The 21,351-nt window shown below is 33.1% G+C and carries 24 protein-coding genes; 19 read left to right on the top strand and 5 right to left on the bottom strand.

Annotation, left to right across the window (positions count from 1 at the left end):
• Positions 1–14: 14 nt before the first annotated feature.
• Positions 15–1,058 carry an mRNA surveillance protein pelota gene (locus J2T59_RS00775; RefSeq protein ID WP_259133113.1) on the top strand — a complete coding sequence of 348 codons (1,044 nt, stop codon included), beginning with the start codon at positions 15–17 and terminating at the stop codon, positions 1,056–1,058.
• A 140-nt stretch (positions 1,059–1,198) separates the two neighbouring features.
• On the opposite strand, the gene J2T59_RS00770 is transcribed toward J2T59_RS00775, so the two are convergent.
• Positions 1,199–2,077: a DNA integrity scanning protein DisA nucleotide-binding domain protein gene (locus J2T59_RS00770; RefSeq protein WP_259133111.1), complete on the bottom strand. Its 879-nt coding sequence runs from the start codon at positions 2,075–2,077 to the stop codon at positions 1,199–1,201.
• 936 nt (positions 2,078–3,013) lie between these two features.
• On the opposite strand from J2T59_RS00770, the gene thpR reads away from it, so the two are divergent.
• A complete protein-coding gene (gene thpR, locus J2T59_RS00765) occupies positions 3,014–3,562 on the top strand; it encodes an RNA 2',3'-cyclic phosphodiesterase (protein WP_259133109.1) in 549 nt (182 codons plus the stop codon).
• A 4-nt stretch (positions 3,563–3,566) separates the two neighbouring features.
• Here thpR and J2T59_RS00760 read toward each other — a convergent pair whose 3' ends face one another.
• Positions 3,567–4,598, bottom strand: a complete 1,032-nt coding sequence (locus J2T59_RS00760) for an FAD:protein FMN transferase (protein WP_259133107.1) — start codon at positions 4,596–4,598, stop codon at positions 3,567–3,569.
• A gap of 173 nt (positions 4,599–4,771) precedes the next feature.
• Between J2T59_RS00760 and J2T59_RS00755 the strand changes: the two genes are divergently transcribed.
• The 12 genes from J2T59_RS00755 (at position 4,772) to J2T59_RS00700 (ending at position 14,010) form a co-directional block, all read left to right on the top strand.
• Positions 4,772–5,209: a hypothetical protein gene (locus J2T59_RS00755; protein ID WP_259133105.1), complete on the top strand. Its 438-nt coding sequence runs from the start codon at positions 4,772–4,774 to the stop codon at positions 5,207–5,209.
• A gap of 13 nt (positions 5,210–5,222) precedes the next feature.
• Entirely contained in the window at positions 5,223–6,827 is a 1,605-nt protein-coding gene (mmcA, locus tag J2T59_RS00750; RefSeq protein ID WP_259133103.1) for a methanogenesis multiheme c-type cytochrome, read from the top strand.
• A complete protein-coding gene (gene rnfC / locus J2T59_RS00745; RefSeq protein WP_374761062.1) occupies positions 6,793–8,160 on the top strand; it encodes an Rnf electron transport complex subunit RnfC in 1,368 nt (455 codons plus the stop codon). Before mmcA ends, rnfC begins: the two co-directional genes overlap by 35 nt.
• A gap of 3 nt (positions 8,161–8,163) precedes the next feature.
• Positions 8,164–9,075, top strand: coding sequence for an Rnf electron transport complex subunit RnfD (rnfD, locus tag J2T59_RS00740; RefSeq protein WP_259133100.1), 912 nt, complete (start codon positions 8,164–8,166; stop codon positions 9,073–9,075).
• Complete coding sequence (rnfG, locus tag J2T59_RS00735) at positions 9,075–9,635, top strand: Rnf electron transport complex subunit RnfG (protein ID WP_259133098.1); 561 nt, start codon at positions 9,075–9,077, stop codon at positions 9,633–9,635. Before rnfD ends, rnfG begins: the two co-directional genes overlap by 1 nt.
• Before the next feature lie 19 nt (positions 9,636–9,654).
• Entirely contained in the window at positions 9,655–10,275 is a 621-nt protein-coding gene (rnfE, locus tag J2T59_RS00730; RefSeq protein ID WP_259133096.1) for an Rnf electron transport complex subunit RnfE, read from the top strand.
• Positions 10,276–10,277: 2 nt separating this feature from the next.
• Positions 10,278–10,865, top strand: coding sequence for an Rnf electron transport complex subunit RnfA (gene rnfA / locus J2T59_RS00725; protein WP_259133094.1), 588 nt, complete (start codon positions 10,278–10,280; stop codon positions 10,863–10,865).
• Positions 10,862–11,665 (top strand): Rnf electron transport complex subunit RnfB, encoded by an 804-nt coding sequence (gene rnfB, locus J2T59_RS00720; RefSeq protein WP_259133092.1) that lies wholly within the window; start codon positions 10,862–10,864, stop codon positions 11,663–11,665. Before rnfA ends, rnfB begins: the two co-directional genes overlap by 4 nt.
• Positions 11,666–11,676: 11 nt before the next feature.
• Complete coding sequence (locus J2T59_RS00715; protein ID WP_259133090.1) at positions 11,677–12,015, top strand: DUF4870 domain-containing protein; 339 nt, start codon at positions 11,677–11,679, stop codon at positions 12,013–12,015.
• A gap of 124 nt (positions 12,016–12,139) precedes the next feature.
• Positions 12,140–13,093: a replication factor C small subunit gene (locus J2T59_RS00710; RefSeq protein ID WP_259133305.1), complete on the top strand. Its 954-nt coding sequence runs from the start codon at positions 12,140–12,142 to the stop codon at positions 13,091–13,093.
• Positions 13,094–13,095: 2 nt separating this feature from the next.
• Positions 13,096–13,620, top strand: coding sequence for a COG2426 family protein (locus J2T59_RS00705; protein WP_259133088.1), 525 nt, complete (start codon positions 13,096–13,098; stop codon positions 13,618–13,620).
• Positions 13,621–13,752: 132 nt separating this feature from the next.
• Positions 13,753–14,010 carry a ferredoxin family protein gene (locus tag J2T59_RS00700; protein WP_259133086.1) on the top strand — a complete coding sequence of 86 codons (258 nt, stop codon included), beginning with the start codon at positions 13,753–13,755 and terminating at the stop codon, positions 14,008–14,010.
• A 137-nt stretch (positions 14,011–14,147) separates the two neighbouring features.
• Here J2T59_RS00700 and J2T59_RS00695 read toward each other — a convergent pair whose 3' ends face one another.
• Entirely contained in the window at positions 14,148–14,369 is a 222-nt protein-coding gene (locus J2T59_RS00695) for a histone family protein (RefSeq protein ID WP_259133083.1), read from the bottom strand.
• Positions 14,370–14,616: 247 nt separating this feature from the next.
• Between J2T59_RS00695 and J2T59_RS00690 the strand changes: the two genes are divergently transcribed.
• The 5 genes from J2T59_RS00690 to purQ all read left to right on the top strand — a co-directional run bounded on the left by J2T59_RS00690 (position 14,617) and on the right by purQ (position 18,451).
• A complete protein-coding gene (locus tag J2T59_RS00690; protein WP_259133082.1) occupies positions 14,617–15,951 on the top strand; it encodes a hypothetical protein in 1,335 nt (444 codons plus the stop codon).
• Positions 15,941–16,792: a DNA-binding protein gene (locus J2T59_RS00685; RefSeq protein WP_259133081.1), complete on the top strand. Its 852-nt coding sequence runs from the start codon at positions 15,941–15,943 to the stop codon at positions 16,790–16,792. Before J2T59_RS00690 ends, J2T59_RS00685 begins: the two co-directional genes overlap by 11 nt.
• Before the next feature lie 34 nt (positions 16,793–16,826).
• Positions 16,827–17,423, top strand: a complete 597-nt coding sequence (locus J2T59_RS00680; protein ID WP_259133080.1) for a CDP-alcohol phosphatidyltransferase family protein — start codon at positions 16,827–16,829, stop codon at positions 17,421–17,423.
• 84 nt (positions 17,424–17,507) lie between these two features.
• On the top strand, positions 17,508–17,756 hold the full coding sequence (gene purS, locus J2T59_RS00675) for a phosphoribosylformylglycinamidine synthase subunit PurS (protein WP_259133079.1): 249 nt from the start codon (positions 17,508–17,510) through the stop codon (positions 17,754–17,756).
• Positions 17,756–18,451 carry a phosphoribosylformylglycinamidine synthase subunit PurQ gene (purQ, locus tag J2T59_RS00670; protein WP_259133078.1) on the top strand — a complete coding sequence of 232 codons (696 nt, stop codon included), beginning with the start codon at positions 17,756–17,758 and terminating at the stop codon, positions 18,449–18,451. Before purS ends, purQ begins: the two co-directional genes overlap by 1 nt.
• 74 nt (positions 18,452–18,525) lie before the next feature.
• On the opposite strand, the gene rnhB is transcribed toward purQ, so the two are convergent.
• Entirely contained in the window at positions 18,526–19,176 is a 651-nt protein-coding gene (gene rnhB, locus J2T59_RS00665) for a ribonuclease HII (RefSeq protein ID WP_259133077.1), read from the bottom strand.
• A 24-nt stretch (positions 19,177–19,200) separates the two neighbouring features.
• Positions 19,201–21,345: a type II secretion system F family protein gene (locus J2T59_RS00660; protein ID WP_259133076.1), complete on the bottom strand. Its 2,145-nt coding sequence runs from the start codon at positions 21,343–21,345 to the stop codon at positions 19,201–19,203.
• Positions 21,346–21,351: the final 6 nt, after the last annotated feature.

Here is a 21,351-nt window from a genome sequence, read left to right as displayed (position 1 = left end):
AATGGAGAATTCAAATGAGAATAGTAAAACATTTCTTAAAGGGCAATATTGGAGAAGTTTCACTTGTAACCGAATCTTTAGATGATCTCTGGCACTTGAAGTACATTATAGAAAATGGCGATATTGTTTATTCTGTTACTAAAAGGAAAGCAGATGTTTCAACAGATAAAATTAGACCTGAGAAATCTGAAAAAAAAACAGTTAGACTTGGAGTCAATGTAGAAAAAGTTGAATTCCATAAGTTTGCTAACAGATTACGTGTACATGGTGTTATCGAATCAGGGATGGACATTGGATCATACCACACACTCAATATCGAGCAAGATACTCAACTATCTATAGTCAAAAACTGGAAATCAGATCAATTAGAACGAATTAAGGAAGCTGAAAAAGCTTCTAAAAGACCAAAAGTAATCATTGTTTGTTTAGAGGAAGGTGATGCAGACATAGGTCTAGTGCGACACTATGGGATAGAAACATACTCTCATATCACGCAATCTTCTGGAAAAGGTGAAGGGACCTTGAGGGAAGTGTTTTTTGATGAAATATTGGGTCAAATTTTAACACTACATACGGGTTCAGAATCAGTTGTTATTGCAGGACCAGGATTTACTAAAGAAGATTTTGTAAATCATTTAAACAAAAAAGAACCAAGCCTATCAGAACTGATTCTAGTTGAGGATACCTCATCAATAGGTATGTCGGGATTTCAAGAAGTATTGAAAAGAGGTGCAGTTGATAGAATCATGGAAGAATCGCGTATTGCTCGAGAATCAAAATTGATGGATGAATTATTAAAAGAAATATCTACAAATGGAAAAGCAGAATATGGGTATGAACAAGTTTTACAAGCTCATAATTATGGATCCATTGAAACGCTCCTAATTGCAGATGAAATGCTAAGGACTAAAAGAGAAAAAGAGGATATAGATGAATTTTTAATTTCAGTAGAAAACAATCAAGGACGTATTGTTGTATTTAGCACTGATTTTGAACCAGGTCAGAAACTAATGTCTCTTGGTGGTATTGCAGCACTTCTTCGATTTAAAGTTCAATAAAATATTAAGTATTAGCAATAGTGATCTTAGAAGCTGACATTACTAGTTATATATTTACAAGACATCTAGTTAGGAAATTAAAATCTCAACTAACTGCTGTAAATTTCAAACTAGATACTAATTTATTGCTTGAAGCTAGTTTAATTTAATTTAATTACACGCTCAGAAGTTTCAATAGAGAATTTCATGATACCATCCATGTAGACTCTAACTACACCACCAGATTCAGAAATAGTTACGGCTAGCGCAACAGTATCCCTTGTGATCGTAGCTGCGGATACATGTCTTCCACCTAAACCTTTATCAATTGAGACATCTCTAGCATCAATATCTAAATATCGACCAGCAGCATGTATATATCCGTCATCAGATATTATGAAAACTCCATCTATTTGAGCAAATTCTTTGATTGATTCCCAATTTTCTGTATTTAATACACTTCTTTCATTATCTGAATGTCCATAATATGGATTGATAATTATTTGGTGCGACCTTTTTAGAACTTCTTCTACATCTCCTACAACAAAAGCTGTTCCTACTTTCTTCCCTTCTCTACCAGCATCTGCTATTTCGAGTGCAATAGTCAATATGGCTTTTAGGACATCAGAAGAGATTCTATCCTCGCACTCTTCCATCACTTTGACAATAGGATTTTCTTCAATCTTATGAACTATTATAGAGGTTGAATCAAATGATTCTATTAAACCTAGAACCACTCCTTGGCTTACCCTATCTAAAAAATATTCGATGGCAGCAATCTTTTCCAAGTGTTCAATATTACCTGTAGTTTCCTGGAAAATTTGAGAACTGATATTATCAGTGTCCTGAGTTCTTTCCATGCTTGCTGAAATCATATATTTAATGAAATTTTTAGGTCGTTTTGATATAACATATATAGGTATATCACATTGGATATTATGTTCGTCTATTGGTAAATCCCCAAACACAATTATTGCACAAGCATCTATTTTATGTGCCAAGTCCAATGCATTTTCTATAATTATGTTTGTATTCCTCATTGCAGACCTCGTACAATATTAGCTACATATAATATATAAAATGTATTAGACCAGACTCTGTATAAGTCCTATCTCCTATTCTAAGTAACCTTAAAATTATTAGGAGAATGAATTCCCTGTATTTTTTGTTACACAAGACAAAACGAAATGATAGGGATAAATACTTTTTTCAGTAAATAATTAAACTTTATTTGTACAGGTATTACTTTATCAGAAAGACTTTACCTTTCATTGTGTAGCAGTAAGTATTCTCAAAGGGATGTGCTCATCACCAGCTAATGATCTTGGTTCTAATAAAAAAAGTATTAGATGAGATGTATAGAATCGTTGTTAAAATCATTGAATTAATGTATAATGTACACGATAAAATAGGAGTGAAACAAGTAAGCTATCCAAAAAATCATGAGTAGAATTTAATTAATATGTTGTAAAAGATATTGAAATAAACTCTAAAATTATTTTATTACCATGGTCAAAGAATATACATAACTGCGCTGATTCAAGTGGAAATACAGGCGGAAATACTATTATTAACTAAGGAATAGAATTAAAGGTGTTGACAGCTGAAAATAAGCATCGCAATTAATGCTTAGAAATTTATTCTACTGGCTTTCAAGTTTCAGGTAATTTAGATTATTATGTTTTTAACAAAAGATATGATTTCCATCATCTTATAAGTGGTTGAAGAATTTAATGAGTAAATTTGCCACCTAAAAAACCTTTTTTGAAAAATCATCAAGCTTTGAAAAGAGAATATGGTAAACAAATCAATTAAAGAAAGTAAAATGCAAAAATTGAGTACTAATGTCGAAAGAATTCTTTTAAAATTATTGTTTTCATAAAGATTTCTACAGAACCTTTAATCAGATATTGCAACAATATTAAGTATAGATTTATTCATGTTTTATGAGATGAAAATTAAATCAAAAGGTGATCATGATGCCTAGAATATTCATTGCTGTAGATATTCCACAATTACATCAAGAAAGAATATTTGAAATTCAGAATAAATTTTCGACTTTCAAATTAAAGCAGGTAAAGCAATCTCATTTACATATAACCATGAAATTTTTAGGTGAAGTTAAAGAATCTACAGTGCAAAATGTATTGGAATCATTGAGTAGTTTAAATATGGCTGGATTTGATGCTAGCATTGGGCAATTAGGTTTATTCCCTAAAAAATCATCCCCTAAAGTATTATGGGTAGGAGCTGATGGTAGCTTTACTGAACTGCATGATGCTATTGAGAATAGTTTAAATAAAATAACTTTTCCAAAAGATGACAAAGAGTTTATTCCTCATATAACAATTTCCAGAATAAAGCACCTTAGCAAGACAGAAAAAAAAGATTTTTTATCTATTTATGGGAAGCTGAAAAATATACATATTGGAAATATGAGGGTTAATACAGTAAAATTAAAAAAAAGTATTTTAACCCCATCAGGTCCAATTTATGAGACTATTCATGAATTTGAGCTACAGTAAGATATTATAATTCATACTTCTCAAAACCACTAGATCTTATCTTATCTTTTTCTTTTGTAATTATTAGACATTCTGCATAATCTATACTTTCTATCATTTGTAACCCTTCATCAGGATCCATCACAAAAAGGGCAGTAGCAAGGGAGTCCGCACTTATTGCCTTATCAGCAATTACAGTAGTACTTATGAGGTGGTCTACTGGATAGCCCGTTCTTGGATCGGCTATATGAGAGACTCGTGCTTCTTCACTGAAATATCTTTCATAATTGCCACTTGTGGCTACTGACATATTCTGTAATTTCATACGAGTAAGAAAATCCTGATCTCTGTCCGGGTTTTGGAGACCTATTACCCATTTTTCATTCTTTATAGAGTTTATTCCTATGTATTTTCCATCTCCACCAGCAGTTACAAATGCATTTTTGATACCTTCTTCTTTTAATATAAGTATAGCTTGATCGACTGCATATCCTTTTGCAATTCCTCCAAGATCAATACTCATATTTTCTTGCATCCTAATATGGTTGTTGTCTATTTTTATCGAAGAGAAATCAACGAGTTGTAAAGTCTCATCAATTTGAGATTGATTTGGTGGTTCATTAGGTCCATCCGGTGCAAATGCACTTTCCCAAAGGTCTAAAATAGGTTTTACTGTGATGTCAAATGCACCATCACTAATTTCTGAATAATGCTTTGATCTATCAATAACGTATAAAACATCGGGATCTGCAATTTCAAGGTTGCTTTTAGCATTCAATTGCGCAATATAACTATCTTGGTTAAAGTGGCTCATTTTGTTTTCAATCTCAATCATTCTGTCAAAAGCTTTATTGATTGCACTTTGAGCAACTTCCTCATTTTCATGAATTACATAAATTGTTACAGGAGTATTCATGACGTTGCGAGTTGTTTTAAAATCTTTTTCAACTTCTTTGTTTGTAGTATCTGCACTAAATACAAAACCTGCAACTATTAGAACTATGCCTACAATTAAGATTGTTATCCCCAAAGTAACGAGAATATTTCTTAGCTTCATATATTTCTGCTATGGAGACATATTGTTTAAAATTAACCATATGACTAAGTAAGAGACTAAGCTATCTATGCTAAATAATGGTTGAACTTTAGATGATACTAATAACTTCGAAACCTATAAGTAACGTTAAATTTATTGATGTTACAAATTTAAGAGAAATTTAGGTATTTATTATGGCCGATAAAGAAGTTAAAAAAGAATTTACTAAAAAGGCAGGTAAAGACAAATATCTAATGGTTGCAATTAATCAAATTATTGAAGACTATGGTTGGGTAATAGTCGAAAATCATTTTGCTGAAAATTATTTTAATTTTATTTACAGAAAACAAAACTCATTTTTAGAAAAAATTGAAATAAAAGCATATTATGTTGGAAATCATCTTGATATGAGTTTTATTGGATATACTGGCAAGAAGTCTTTAATGTCTAAGATATTTGATTTTAATGTAATTGAAACAACTAAAAGGTTCGATTTGAATAAATACGTTTCAGATGAAATGCAAGTTCTTAATAAAGAAAGGTTAAGGAATATTATAAGTGTTGTAATTAAAGAATTGGAACAAGCATCTGAAAAAAAAAGTAACAAATCATCCAATAATGTAAGTGACTGACTGAGTGATTATTATGAGTAAACTGGATATTATATTAGTGGCAATTACTGTTTTTGTTTTTGCTATTGCGGGTGTGAACGCGTATTTAGGATATTCAGGATATGATTCGCATGCACAGCATTATATGACCGAGGGTAAGTGGTCCGATCAAACATGTGCAGGGTGTCATTATAATGTCCATACTGAGACTGAAATGTCTTATCACGTTCAAACCGATGTTACTAGCTGGTCACCTTTAACAAATACTAATTTTGAAGTTGATGGTGAACAGAGATGGATTGAGAATGTAGGAATAAATCATCCTGGTGGTGGACCATTAGCTGATTTTGGTGTAGATATTGATTGTTTGATTTGCCATGATCAAACAGGTCAATACGATTTTAATAAACGCTCTGATGCTTTAATTAGTGGGGACTATGAGATAGCTAATGAAAAGGCATTCAAAGAGGCGAGATCAAATCTGGAACAATCTCCGTTTTATATCGCTAGTTACGTAGCTGATGTCTTAACTCCATTACCAGTGATAATTGCGGTTCATGATCCAATTTATGGTGGACCCTCAAATCAAAACTGTGCACAAACATGTCACCTTCAAGAAGCAAAAACTACTGCCGTAACATGGGCGGAGGATGCACATTCGAGCTATGACGTTCATGGAGATATGAACTGCTTAGACTGCCACATAACAGATGATCATGAGATTGGCAGCAGCATGCAAGATACAACTCCTCCCGGGCATGAAGAGCTATCAAACCAGATGCCTACATGTACAGCAAGTGGATGTCACGAAGGAATATCACATGGTCCAATGGCTGACGCTCACCTTGAGTTCATGACTTGTACATCTTGCCACGTACCTAAGCTTGCAGGAGCTGATAGAATGGATAATTCATATCCTCTAGAAAGTTTTTCGTGGAAGGACGGTGAACGTAAAGAGACTATTCGTGAATCTGACACCACACCTATGATTGGCTGGTATAAACCCACAGAAGGTGATGATCGACTACCAATGCCTTATAGTAAGGAAGATGAAGATGTAAGGATGGCTCCATTTAATGTTATTACTGGAACATGGTGGGATAAGGGCATTGATGATGATATTGTTCAAAACCCAAATACCAGTACTTCAGTAGGCAATCCAATTCCAATATCTCATGTTGAACAGGCTGATATTGATGGTGATGGAACCGTGACTGAAGAGGAAATTAGGTCTGTTGATATATCTGGAGATGGCGAACCAGACTATCCAAATGCAATACTTAGGACAGTAGAATTATACTATCCGATATACCACAACATTGCGGGCTCAAAAGTTGGCTTGGATGATCCACTATCTTGTGATGGGTGTCATGGGGTATCCGGTTCTGAGTTTTTACAAGAAGCTCATTTCCCGGTAAATGATGAAAAACCAGATGACTGCATAAGCTGTCATGTTGAAAGACCAGCAATGGACTGGGCATTCCTTGGATACCAGGAAGATCCTGCAGAAACTGATCCGCCAACTAACTGGTCAGATGAAGATGTTTCAATGACACTACCTAGGCAGCCACCTGGGCAAGTTGAAAGAGAACCCGTATTAAGGAGTGTTTTGTTTGAGCAAAATAGAGGTAATGGATAAAACGGTTGAAAAAGTAATTATCCCCTTAAAACAACATGAAGGAGCTATTTGCACTCCTCTTGTTGCTAAAGGTGATAAAGTACTTGTAGGTCAAAAAATAGGAGATTGTAATGAGTCTCCTTTTTGTGCGAGTGTTCATTCTAGTGTAGCAGGAGAAGTTATTTCTATAGAAGAAGTCCCGCATCCAAATGGCAAAAGGGTTGAAAGTATAATTGTTCAACCGGATGAAGAACAAAGATCTGTAGATTTTGTTAAACAAGATGACTTAAATCCGAGTGAACTGATTGAAGCAATAAAGAATGCGGGGATAGTTGAAAATTATGGGGTACCAACTCATATGGTACTTGCTCCCTTAAATAAAAATATAGATACTGTGATAATCAATGCAACCTCTTCTGAATGGATACAAGGTGATTACTCGGACCCAGGTGATTATGCATCAAGCATAATAAGCTCATTAAAGATTTTGATGAAAGCTGCTAATGTTTCAAAGGGTGCTATTGTATTACGTAATGATGATGCTGAATCAATAAATGCATTTGAGAGAACTACTTATAATGGTGAACACGTGCATGTAGCTCCTTTAGTAGGAAATAGAAAAATTGACTACTACTTTGATGACATGAATACAGATATTGTAGTGGTTTCACAGAAACCAATGTATGGGAAAAGTTTGTTTAATCTCTTTACTGAACGTGTGACTGGTAGGAAAGTATCTAAAACCTGTGACCCTTCTGATGTTGGAGTTGCTATATGTGGCTTGAAATCTGCAAAGGCTGTACATGATGCAATTAATGATGGAAAGCCCTTTTATGAAACGGTTATTAAAGTTTCAGGAGCTGTCAATACACCTCAAAGAATTTTAGTGAAAATTGGAACACCAATAAAGGATGTTATAGAGGCATGTGAGGGTTATGTAGGTGAGCCAGGAAAACTGATAGTCAATGGACCATTAACTGGAACTGCACAATTTACAGATGAAGTACCGGTAACTAAGGACATGATAAGCATATATGTTCAGAATGAAGAAGATATGGAAACTTTAGAAGCTATTGAATGTATACATTGTGGAAGGTGTGTTGATAATTGTCCAGTGGATTTAGTACCAGCAAGGATTGCAACTTTAGTTGATAGGGGACGATATGATGAATGTATGGAACTTTTTGTCATGAATTGTATCGAATGTGGTAAATGTTCTGCAGTATGTCCATCAAAAAGACATATTCTTCAACTTATAAAATATGCAAAAGTATCCCTTAGTAGGGTTTATCCAGATGCTGTAAAAGAATCTGATAGTATGCATTCAAGCTGCATGATGAATGGAGGACAATAACATATGCGCTTTACTATTTCAGCACCACCCCACAAGAAGACGGGACTTACAGTTAAAAACATAATGTGGAGCAAGGTTTTTGCACTTATACCGGTTAGTATAATATCAATATATTTCTTTGGACTTCCAGCGCTTTGGATATTATTTGCAAGTGTTTTAGCTGCTGTTCTTGCAGAATATTCTATCCAAAAGACTTTTGATCAAAAAATAACGATTCGCGATGGAAATGCGGTGCTTATTGGTTTGATGCTTGCTTTGATAATACCACCGGAAGCTCCATTTTGGATTCCTATTGTAGGAGCAGCATTTGCAGTAATTATTGGCAAGCATGCTTTTGGAGGTCTTGGATCATATTTGTTCCATCCAGTTTTAGCAGCATGGATTTTCTTGATGATTGCTTGGAGCGAACATATGACTCCTGCTTCGTTTCCTTATGCGGATCAGATAACTGATATTTTCTTAGAAAATGCTGCAGGCTTTCTTGTTGAAGTTTCTCCTATTGCACTTATTGGTGGTGTATATCTTATTCTAAGAAGATATTTAGATTGGAGAATACCCCTTACATTTACATTTACAATTGTTTTACTGGCACTGATTTTTGGTGAGAATCTAGAATATTTGGTCACAGGGGTATTAATATTTGGGATCTTGTTTATTGCAACAGACCCATCAACTTCTCCTGTTACAAAACAAGGTAGGATATATTATGGAATACTCTGTGGTCTTTTAACCTTTATTTATGGATACTTTTCAGTTAATTATGGGTACGCTGCACTATATGGAATATTCCTTGCAAACTGTGTAACTGCATTTCTTGAACGGATTACATTCCCAAAAGAATATGGAACCCCTTCAATCTTTGAAAAGTCCTATATTACACTTAAAGAAAAGATTAGTAATAGGGGGATCAAGTGATGCCAAAAGAAACAACTAAAGAAGGACTTATAATCGTGGGCAAACTTGTTTTACTTGCAGCTGTTGCTGCTGCAGTCTTAGCAATAATTTACGTTCCCACTCAAACTCAAATTGAACTAAATCGTGAAGAAGCTCGTATTGCAGCACTTGAAGATGTTGTACCAGAAGCTACTGATTTTGAGCCAGTTGAGGAAGAAGTCAATGATGAGACTAAAGTATTGTATTATAGGGCTCTTGATGCAGATGGAAATCTTATAGGGTATGCATTCTTTGGTGAACAACGCGGATATGAAGGTATTGTGGAGGTAGCAGCTGGGATTGATCCTGACCTTAACAATTTGATTAAGGTAAAAATAATCTCTCACAGTGAGACTCCTGGGTTAGGTGATAGGATTGAAGATGACTCCTTCCTACAACAGTTTGAAGAATTAGATGTAGATGACCTAGCACTTACTAGAGACACAGGAAAAGTAGACTCAATTACAGGTGCAACTGTTTCTTCAAGAGCGGTTGTTGATGCAATAGATTCTAAACTTAATGAAATGAAAGAAACAATCTAATCTAAACAGGTGATGAATTATGGCTAATAAGACTTATTGGAGTGAATTTCTTCGCGGGGTTACTAAAGATAACCCTGTCTTTGCTCTACTACTTGGATTATGTCCAGCTTTAGCTGTAACTACTTCTATGGAAAATGGAATAGGTATGGCAGCAGCTAGTATGTTTGTATTAATGTGCGCAAATTTGATTATATCATCACTCAAAAATCATATTCCACCTACAATCAGAGTTCCAATTTTCATACTTGTAATTGCTACATTTGTATCAATAATTGGTATGGTCATGGAAGCATATAGTCCTGCATTGCATAGTGCACTTGGAGTATTTGTCCCACTGATTGTTGTTAACTGTATGATAATTGGACGTGCAGAAGCATACGCAAGTAAAAATCCTGTATCATTTTCTGCAGTTGATGCTTTAGGTATAGGTACTGGGTTTTTGCTAGTCTTGGCTACAATAGGTAGTATAAGAGAACTTTTTGGAACGGGCGAGATAGTATTGTTTGGATTTCAGCTAATTCAAATTCCAATTGATTCATCAAGTTTTATGATAATGCCACCAGGTGCATTTTTTACAATTGCTATACTAATGGCTTTAGTGAATTATAGAAGGGATAAAATGTTGGAAAGGGGTGGATGAACATGCCGGATAATTCTTTGATAAATATATTTTTGGATGGAGTTTTCATTGAAAACTTTATTTTAATTCAATTCTTAGGTTTATGTCCATTTTTGGGGGTAACTAAGGAGACTAGAAGTGCTTTAGGAATGTCAGCAGCGGTTATTTTTGTAATGACTATGGCTTCAGCTGTAACTTTTGTTGTTGCTTCATACCTTTTAGGCCCTATGAACTTAGATTTTCTTGAGCTAATTGCTTTTATTGTAGTAATTGCATCTTTAGTTCAGCTAGTTGAATATATTATACGAAAACATTTACCTCCTTTATACAAGTCTCTTGGTATTTACTTACCTTTAATTGCTAGTAACTGTGCGGTGCTAGGTCTTGTCCTATTGAATAGGATGGAAGATTTCAGTTTTGTTGAAGGAATTGTATTTGGTATAGCTGCGGGTATTGGTTTTGGTATTGTTATGGTATTAATGTCTGCAGTTAGAGAAAGAACTGGACTAGTTCGCATACCTTCTTCAATAAAAGGTGTTCCATATGCTTTCTTTGCTGCAACAATGCTTTCAATGGCTTTTGTGAACTACTTTGAGGTGATTCCAATATGAACACAACCACTATCCTTATACAGGCAATAGCTGCACTTGGTGGGCTTGCTATGGTGATAGGGATTGTATTAGTGATGGCTTCAAAGGTGTTCAAGGTTGAGACCAATCCTCTTGTAGATGAGGTTCTTGATGTACTACCAGGAGCTAATTGTGGAGCATGTGGCTATGCTGGGTGTGGTGAATTCGCAGAACAGGTAGTTGAAGATAATGCGCCTATTACTGGTTGTCCATTAGGTGGTTTTGAAGTAGAAGAAAAGATTGGAGGTATTCTTGGAAAAGAAGTTGGTGGTGAAGAAGAACCTGAATATCCAATAGTTCATTGCAAAGGTGGGACTAACTGTACTGATAGATTTAATTATATAGGAGTTGAAGATTGTAAAGCTGTAATGCTATTATCTGAAGGTGAAAAAGAGTGCAATTATGGATGTATGGGTAGAGGTACATGTGTAAGAGCTTGTCCATTTGGAGCAATTATTATAGATGAGAATAAACTTCCAAAGATCAATAATAACCTATGTACAAGTTGTGGCTTATGTGTAGCTTCATGTCCCAATGATTTGATAACCCTGAGTGCAATATCTGAGAAAGTACATGTTCTTTGTAACTCACACGACAAAGGAAAGTTTGTTAAATCAGTATGTAGCACAGGTTGTATTGGATGTAAGCTTTGCGCTAAAGTATGTCCAGAAGATGCTATTAAGGTAACAAAGTTCCTTGCGGAAATTGATCCGGAAAAATGTACAGCTTGTGGTGATTGTATTGAGAAATGTCCACAGAACACAATAGAATTTCGTGATTGAAGGAGAATTCTATGAGATATAAAACAGTTATAGGTCTTAATGAAAACATAGTTGGTGCAATAACATATGTTGGCTTTTGGATTACAGGCGTGATATTTTTGCTTATTGAAAGAAACAACAAATTTGTTCGTTTTCATGCGATGCAGTCACTTCTGCTATTCCTTCCACTAACATTATTAATGTTTATAGTTGCATGGGCGCCTTATATTGGTTGGCTAGCAGCAGAGGGGATTAGTTTCTTATCCATGTTCTTACTTCTATTAATGGCTTTTATGTCTTATAGAGGAGATAAGTTTAAGCTACCAATAGTAGGTAAGTATGCTTACAAATATATATATGGTGAAAAATAACAGTGGTTATTTTTCTAAATTTATTTTAACTTAAAAGTTGATTTAGAGGCTTATTTTTATTACATCAAGAAGTGTTTGATATTGTAAACTATTTTTATGAATTGAACTATTTTGGAGGGGTATTATTAAAGAAGAAATTTGGATTGAAAAGTATCGACCTATAAAGCTAGATGATGTAGTAGGTCAATCTGAAGCAATTGAAAGGCTAAAGTCATATGTTAAGACAAGAAGTATACCCCATTTATTGTTTTCTGGTCCACCGGGGGTTGGAAAAACAGCTACTGCAGTTGCAATTGCACACGAACTATTTGGCGACTACTGGAATGAAAATTTTACTGAGCTTAATGCTTCAGATGAAAGAGGCATTGATATCGTTAGAACTAAAATAAAGAGCTTTGCGAAAACATCTCCTATAGGAGGAGCAACTTTCAAGATAATTTTTTTAGATGAGGCCGATGCATTAACTTCAGATGCACAGTCTGCCTTAAGAAGAACTATGGAAAAATTCACCTCGAATTGTAGATTTATTTTATCATGTAACTATTCATCAAAGATTATTGAACCAATTCAGTCTAGGTGTGCTGTATATAGATTTACACCATTGGGAGAGGAACCCATAGAAGAAAGGGTCAAGTATATTGCAAATATTGAACATATAGAGATAACAAAAGAAGCTATAAATGCGATAGTTTATGTATCTCAAGGAGATATGCGAAAGGCATTAAATGCACTTCAAGCAGCCTCTATGTTTGAAAAGACAGTTGAGAAAGATATGGTATACAAAATAACTGCTACCGCACACCCCGATGACATAAAGGAATTATTAACGAGTGCATTGGAAGGTAATTTCTCAAATTCACGTGAAAAAGCAAATATACTAATGACAGAACATGGCTTATCAGGGGAAGATTTGGTTGGACAAATTTACCGTTCATTGTTTGAAATTCAATTACCTGATAAAAAACTAGTTGAATTAATTGATATAATTGGCGAAATTGATTTTAGAATTACTGAAGGTGCTAATGAAAGACTTCAAATAGAAGCTCTTCTTGCGCACATGTCAATAATTAATAAGTGAGCATGAACCCTATAAATGAGATATTGTTTGAATGGTTGATTAATATACCACCATGGTTATCCGTTATTTTTCTAAGTACTATACCTTTTGGGGAACTAAGGGTATCCATACCTTTTGGCCTTACGGTATATGGAATGGATCCTATTTCGGTTTATTTTTTAGCAATTATAGGCAATTTAATTCCAGTTTTTATTTTGCTCCCTTATTTAGAACCCGTATCAATTTATCTTAGAAATAGGTTTAGAATATTTGATTTATTTTTCACTTGGTTGTTCGATAGAACACGGGTTAAACACACCGAAAAGTTTGAAAGATATGGAACTCTAGCGTTAATTTTATTTGTATCAGTACCTCTCCCAGTAACAGGAGCATGGACTGCATGTGCTGCAGCATTTGTATTTGGCATTCGCCCCGTTCATGCTTTAACTGCAATAACTTTTGGACTTCTGATTGGAGGTTTGATAGTAACGATATTAACTTTAATGAGTATAGATTTTTTTAATTTTATTGCTATCAACACAATTTGAACACTACATAAGATCAAAGTTTAATCAATTTAAAGAAATAAGTTTAAATGCGAAATATTCATATCAGTTAAAAGTCTATAAACACTAACTTATATCACAATTCAAGATGAAACATTTTAATGAGGATAAAAAATGGCTAAGAAAAACAAGAGAGTAGAACAGGCTGAAGAAATCTGCATAGGATGTGGGATATGTGTTTCCATATGTCCAGTTAATAATAAAGTAGAAAAGAAAAATGATGACTTCAATCCAGATACCGCTAAGCTTGCTATCAAAGTATATTCAGGAAAAGCATTTGTAGATCAAGATACATGTATAAAATGTGGTTCATGTGTCAAGATATGTCCAGTAGATTCTCTTTCTTTAATTGAAATTCCAACAGAGAACTAAATATTAATACGGGTTGATTTCATTAAATTATTATTAATTCACATAAGAAGTATTTTATCAACATATAGTGAAATAATTATTGAAATCAAATAAAACCAATAAATTGTGAACCAATTAAAAATAGTAAGAAATGTTGATTATAACATTTCTATTGCTAATTTTATATCTTCTGCTTTAACAGTTTTTCTTCCTGCATGATGGGCTAACTTTATTGCTTCCTTTGCAATTTCGAGCCCATGTTCTTCTAAAATATCAGTCAGTTCTATAGCAGCTGATTCACTGACTCTTTCGGCACCAGCATGTCTTATAAGTCTTTCAACCGGTGCAAATGGAATTATTGTCGTGTATTTCACCTCCATTGGATTATTATTAATATATCAGCTTGATTAATGGATATTAATATATATGTAGGCTATATATAATTTTTCATTGTTTTTAGGGGATTAAAATGTTTTCAGTTATTATTAGGCGTTAAAATAAATCAAAATTTAGAAATTATTAAGTATAAATTCGTTATCATATAAATCATGGAATTATAAGGCCATTAATTCTGTCTAAATCATGTATTAATTTATAAAATTTAAAGTAATAGTCAAAAGGGTTGACATGGAAAAAGTAAAGTCTGGTGAATTAAAGAAACATATTGAAGAAATAAAAGAAAAAATAGAACTAAATGACTGCGATATTAAAAGAGAACTTGAAGATCTAATAAAATATCGTGTACCTCTTGAGGAGGCAAAGAAAACAGTACTTAGAAAAAATAGCTTCGCTGGTTCTAGAACAAAAAATATAGATGAGATAGAACCAAACATGAAGGGAATTAACATTGTAGGTAGAATTATTAAAACACAAAAAAAAGAGATTAAGGTAAATAACAAACCATTAATAATAGATGTAGGAGTTCTTGGAGATGAAACAGGCTTCTGTCAATTTACTTGTTGGTACAAAACGTCATTAGTTGAAGATGATTATGTACATTTCAAGAATGTTTTTACAAATAAATGGGATAATAGGATTAATGTAAATGTTGGAAAAAAGTCATTTATTAGAAAAAAAAGTAATAACCAATTTCCAACTAAGCAAAAATTGATGAATGTAAAAAAGAAGTCGATAGCTGAAATAATTCCGGATGATTTTTTTGCTACATCAAAAGGAATAATTTTACAACTATTTCATCGAAAATTTATTGATGAAAATGGAACTGAGTCAACCTATGCAGAAGGATTCATTGGTGATAACACAGCTAAATTACCTTTTAAATCTAAGATATTTAATTTTGATATTGGGGACTTGGTTTATTTTAGTAGTGCATTTATTGAACTGGATGATGACCTCCCATATTTGATTTTTGATAAGAATACTAAAATATCTAAAATAGACCAAGAAAAAGATGAAAAACTCAAAAAATTGAGATATGATATGGTAAATAAAACCCATGAAATAGCTCAATTAAGTGATTTGGTACATAGAATTTATTTTTATGACGTTTTAATTGAAGGGACTATTTTATACATAAAACCAGAATCAGGTTTCATCAGAAAGTGCTTTGAATGTAATAAACAACTGGAAGCGAATAAATGTAATATACACGGCGTTGTTGAAAATTATACAGATATATATGTAAAAGCCGTATTAGATGATGGTACAGGGGCAATCAATATAGTACTTGATCTTAAACATTTGGAAATCATTTCAGACAAAGTAGTTACGGATTTAAAGGTTGAATTAAATAATGATTGTTCAAAAGATGAAATTATAAGAATCCTAACCTCAAATTTAGTTGGTATTAACTTATTAGTAAATGGCAACTTTGTTAATAATAGTTATGAAAAATTTCTAATTGTAGAAGGTGTATCTGTTCCACAAGATCAAACAGATTATAAGCTTAATTATCTGTATTCAAGACTATCAAAATTGGAGGGACATTTAAGTGACAGATAGAGAGGTTGCACATAGATTATTTTCAAAGGAATTTAATGAATCTGTTTTTGATATCAACAACTTCTACTTGAAAGATGAATCTCAGAGGTCTGCACAAAACTATATGCTTAGTCCTTTAGGCAGAAAGATTAATAGGGTTTATGTGGTTGGAACAGTTACAGAAGTTGATATTTTTGGGACGGAAAATAATCTAATAAAAGCAAGGCTAGTGGATTCTTCTGGTGCTTTTATTATTTATTCAAATATTTTTGAACCACAAGTAACAAAGATTTTATTAGATATAGAAGTACCTTTTTTTGCAGCAGTTGTAGGGAAGATTAATGCTTACAGTCCAGACAATGACAAAATTCTAGTTTCAATTCTTCCAGAAGTGATAAATGAGGTTGATACTAAGGTTAGAGATAATTGGATAATGAGTACAGTTGAGTTTAGTTTAAATAGGCTCAATATCCTAAGTGATATTGTATCAAGCAATATATCGGATTTAAATGATGAAGGTAAAATACCTGAAAATACTTTCAATGAAAATGAATTGAAATATATTAATTTGGCAATTGAAAAATATAATATCAGTTCAAAATACATAAAAGAGTTTACTAAAGTTGTAAAAAAATCCATTGAATCCATTGAGATAACAACTACATTAAAGAACTCTGCTGAGAACGTGATTGAATCTCTTATGATAGAATTGGATGAAGGTAAAGGTGTTGTTTATTCAGATCTTATGGAAAAAGCTAAATCTTTAGGCTTAAGCGAAACTGCTATTGATGATGCTGCAACAGCTTTATTGTCAAAGGGTAGATGCTATGAACCCAAAATAGGTATTTTGAGACCTATATGATATAATTACAACAATTAAAAAATGTAAAGAAGGGATGCTTATATTCAATAAACTAAAAGATAAAGTTAGATATTATATAATTCCTCTAGCAAGAATAGTTCCCTTTTCACCTAATACTATTACTTTCATTGGGTTAATAATTAGTTTGCTAGCTGCTCTGATGTTTGGATTAGGTGAATTGATCTTAGCCGGGTTGCTTATTGTATTAAGTGGTTTTTTTGATGTTCTAGACGGAGCTGCTGCACGCATAAATAAGAAAATGACAAATTTTGGTGCATTTTTAGACTCTATATGTGATAGGTATGCCGATGCTATAGTATTTGTAGGTATAATATATGGAACACTTTCGGGAAATATCTTAGGTGGAGAACCTTTTTTAGGAATACAACTTTGGTTTTGGTGTCTATTAGCACTGATTGGATCTTATATTGTTAGTTATAGCAGATCTCGTGCAGAGGCATCAGGTGCTATAGATATGAATATAGGGATAGCAGAAAGGTCTGAAAGAATGATAATTTTGGCAATTGGTGCTATCACTGGCCTTATAACGATTGCGGTTATTTTGATTGTACTGATAACCCATATAACCATATTACAACGAATAGTACATGCTAAAAAATATCTTGATTGACTTTTATTTTAATTAATATATTAAGTTGTTATGAAAAAGCATATATTGATATAATCTATTTTAACTAAATACTGAGTTGATGCAATGGAATATTATGCAGAAGTCACAGTTCAATTAAAAGACGGAATGCTTGATCCGGAAGGTAGTACAATAAAGCGTGCATTGGAGCATTTAGGGTATAGTCCAAAAGATGTAAAGTCTGCTAAGAAGTTTATTATCACAATTGAATCCGAGTCTATAGATAAAGCAAAAGATACTGTAGATGAAATGTGTCGTAGATTAATTGCAAATCCTGTGATTCATGATTATAGTATCATTATGAGGGAAGCTTGATGAAAATAGCTATTATACAATTCGGAGGAAGTAATTGTGATATGGACGTGTTACATATCTTTAAAGACATTCTGAATGTAAATGCAGAATTAGTATGGTATAAAAACAAGGATCTTTCTGGATATGATGGCGTAGTTCTTCCAGGTGGATTCTCTTATGGTGATTACTTAAGGTCAGGAGCAATTGCATCAAGAACACCCATTATGGATTCTGTCAAAAAAATCGCAAATGAAGGCAAGCCTGTACTTGGAATATGCAATGGATTCCAAATATTAACTGAAGCTTCATTGCTAGATGGGGCACTAATGACAAATTCTTACCCCAAGTTTATTTGCGATTGGACCTATCTCAAAGTTGAAAATAATAATACTATTTTTACGTCTAGATTTAATGAAGGAGAAGTTATTAAAATACCAGTTGCTCATAAAGAAGGCAATTATTACAATACACCCGAACGATTAAATGAACTAAATAATAATCATCAGGTAGCATTTAGATATGTTAACCAAAAAGGTCATTTAACTAATGAGTCTAATCCGAATGGTTCGGTAGAAAATATTGCTGGTATAACAAACTCAAAAGGTAATGTTTTAGGATTAATGCCGCATCCAGAGAGAGCAGCTGAAAGTATATTAGGATCAAAGGATGGTCTAAAATTATTTCTTTCAATGGTAGATTACTTCTCAAATGAATAATGAATAGTGATAGGTTAGGAAACTTTTTCTTTACTAATTTATAGATGAAGGATATACTTTAAACGATTTCATAATTATTTGTATTTAACTATTAAGTTCTTACTGGTTTTCCATGAATTTCTTACATAATATGGAAATGAATCATGGTTCTTAATCCAGTCTTCAAGAAAAACTTTTGTTTTGGGGTCAGAAGGATAACCACTACCAAAATCGATATTTTCTTTTTTTTTAATATCATTTATCAAATTGTCACGGTGAACTTTTGCCAATATAGATGCAGCTGAGACTATAGGAAAAAGTTCGTCAGCTTTGTGCTTTGAAACGATCTCAAGATGCCTGTCAGTACTTTCTTTATACTTTCTGGCTAAAGTTTCACCAAACCTATCTGAATTAACATCAATTGAGTCTACGTAGGCTTTAGTTGGCTTTAATTTATTAAGTACTTTGAGGAAAGCTTTGACCATTATTTCGTTCATTGTCATAACTTGTCTTAGCTCATCGATTTGTTTAGGACTTACTTCTAAAATATACCAATCATCTATGTGTTTTTTAATTTGGTGTGCGAACTGTACTCTCTTTTTTTGACTAATAACTTTAGAATCACGTACTTGTAAATTTTTTATCGAATTTATTTTATTTTCGTTAACTGCAATTCCTGCTACACACATAGGACCTATTACTGGACCTTTACCAGCCTCATCAATTCCAACTATTTTTTGTTCCATATTATATCACAAACCTTAGATAATTCATATAAGTATAGCAAATAAGAAAAACCCAATACTCATCAATACTATCGAATGCTTTAGTCCAGAGGTAACATTTCCTTCTCCCATTGCCCCAGCTAATAATCCTGAGCTGAACCCTTGTATAATAGCTGCATGCTTAAATAGCTGAGTATAAGAATCAAGATCAAATGTGCTAAGGAAGCCTACTTGATGACCAGTAGATGAAAGACGTTCTCCAGCAGCAGCCATCTCCTCTAAGAAAGTAGAGGATACAACGTATATAACTCCGACAAAAACGAAATACGCTATATAAATAATAACTATGTATATCATCATATTCATAGTACGTTCACTTTTCAAATTTTGGTATGCAGTAGCATCCCTAGCAGCTACCCTTAAAACCTCTCCAATATCACCACTTGACTCTAAAGCTTTTGTAATAAGGGTGAAAGAACGAGCTATTAGACGTGTTTTAGTCCTGTTAGCAAATCTTATAAGTGAATCTGTAATATTAACTCCCCAGTTAATATCTCTCCATATTTTGCTTATTTCACCATCCATACTTTTTGGATTCGATGTTAATATCATTTGAATTGAATCCTTTAAAGTCATTCCAGTTTCATTTGCACTAGCAAGTTTTTTCAAAAAATCAGGTAAATTTTTCTCAAAACGCTTTGTTTTCATGAACTTAATTTCATGAAAGAATGAAAGTGGCACTATTGTTATATATGCAGCTAGAAGAACTTTATCGTCGATGAAAGAAACAATGTCAGAGGTAGTATGAAGATTATCAAAGTTTGTTAATAATGGGACAATAGCCACTATAAAAGCTATTGGGATTGTGATTACCAGGGATGAGTGTGGGTTTTCTACTAGCGGTATCATAGGATTTTTGAATAATGATTTTATTTTGAGAAGTTTTTTTGATTTTCTAAGTTGTTCAAATTGATAGACATTTTTTTCCTTCTCAGTTAATGGGTCATTATATGAACCATCATTCATTGCTAAATTTTCAAAATGTGTATCATATTTTTCAATATCGGTTTCAAGTAATTCTACCTTTCCACCATCTTCTGGAGTTATTATACTAATCATAACTATAAAAAGAATTGAACCAATTGGTAAGATTGCATATATAAGGGCATAAAGCATTACATCCGAGCCAGAACCCATTACAGCCATCATAACTCCAACAATAATTATAAATAAAGGGCCAGCAACGAATGCAGTTACATAAGACTCTGCTAAAAGTCCAAGCGTCTCTAAGAATCCCTTTTGATCATTTGATGCTTGTTCTAGGTATTGTTCTGACTTGTCTTGGAAATATTCAGAAATATTTCCGCCAGCGTCAATTACTGCTAATAAGTTGTACATTAGGTCCTGGAAACGCTCAGATGGTGTTAATTCGATAGAATTGATTATTGCTGTTCTTAAATCATTACCAAAGTAATCAATATCTCTAATTATAACATCTACTTCTTTAGATACTTCACCATATGTGTTTACAGATTGTGCAAGTTCTCTCAATACTTCTATGATGTTCATTCCACCCTTACTTTGGGCATACATAAAAGTAACAGCATATGGTATTTGACTATCAATTTTATTTTTTCTTTCACTTGCAATGAATGATGGGTATATAAGAAAGGTTGAAAAGACCAAGATAAAGAAAATTAAAGTAAACGCTGTAACAATTAATAGGGAAATGACTAAATCTCTATAATTTAGTATCCATGCGATTGATTGGCTAAGACTAAGATCTGTTAATGTAGCCGGAAGTCCGACTAAGTAAACTAATGTATATGCAAGGAAAAGACCGGATATAGCACCTATAAAAGCACTAAATATTGAAAAGAATACGGCATTAGATACATACATTTCATAAGAGATTGGAACTCGAGCTTGTCTCAGTTTTATTTGGATTGATTCAAAAAAAGCTTGATGTTCTTTAAATCTGGAGCTAAGCAGCAAAAAAGGTAATCTTTTAAGTAGTTTAAATATAGCAATAGCTTTAATTTTGTAGTTACTAAGATGCGACTCCACAACATTAAAACGGGTACCAAGGTCACTTTTATTAATGTCGTTAGACTTTGAACCCTCATCAAGTCTATGGGTATTGTTATTCAAATCTGTTTTATCTTTATAAATTGGTTCTTTTTCACTCATAGTGTC

It is taken from the genome of Methanosalsum natronophilum (assembly GCF_024808815.1).
Classification (GTDB): domain Archaea; phylum Halobacteriota; class Methanosarcinia; order Methanosarcinales; family Methanosarcinaceae; genus Methanosalsum; species Methanosalsum natronophilum.
This window is presented reverse-complemented; position numbering and strand designations above follow the sequence as displayed.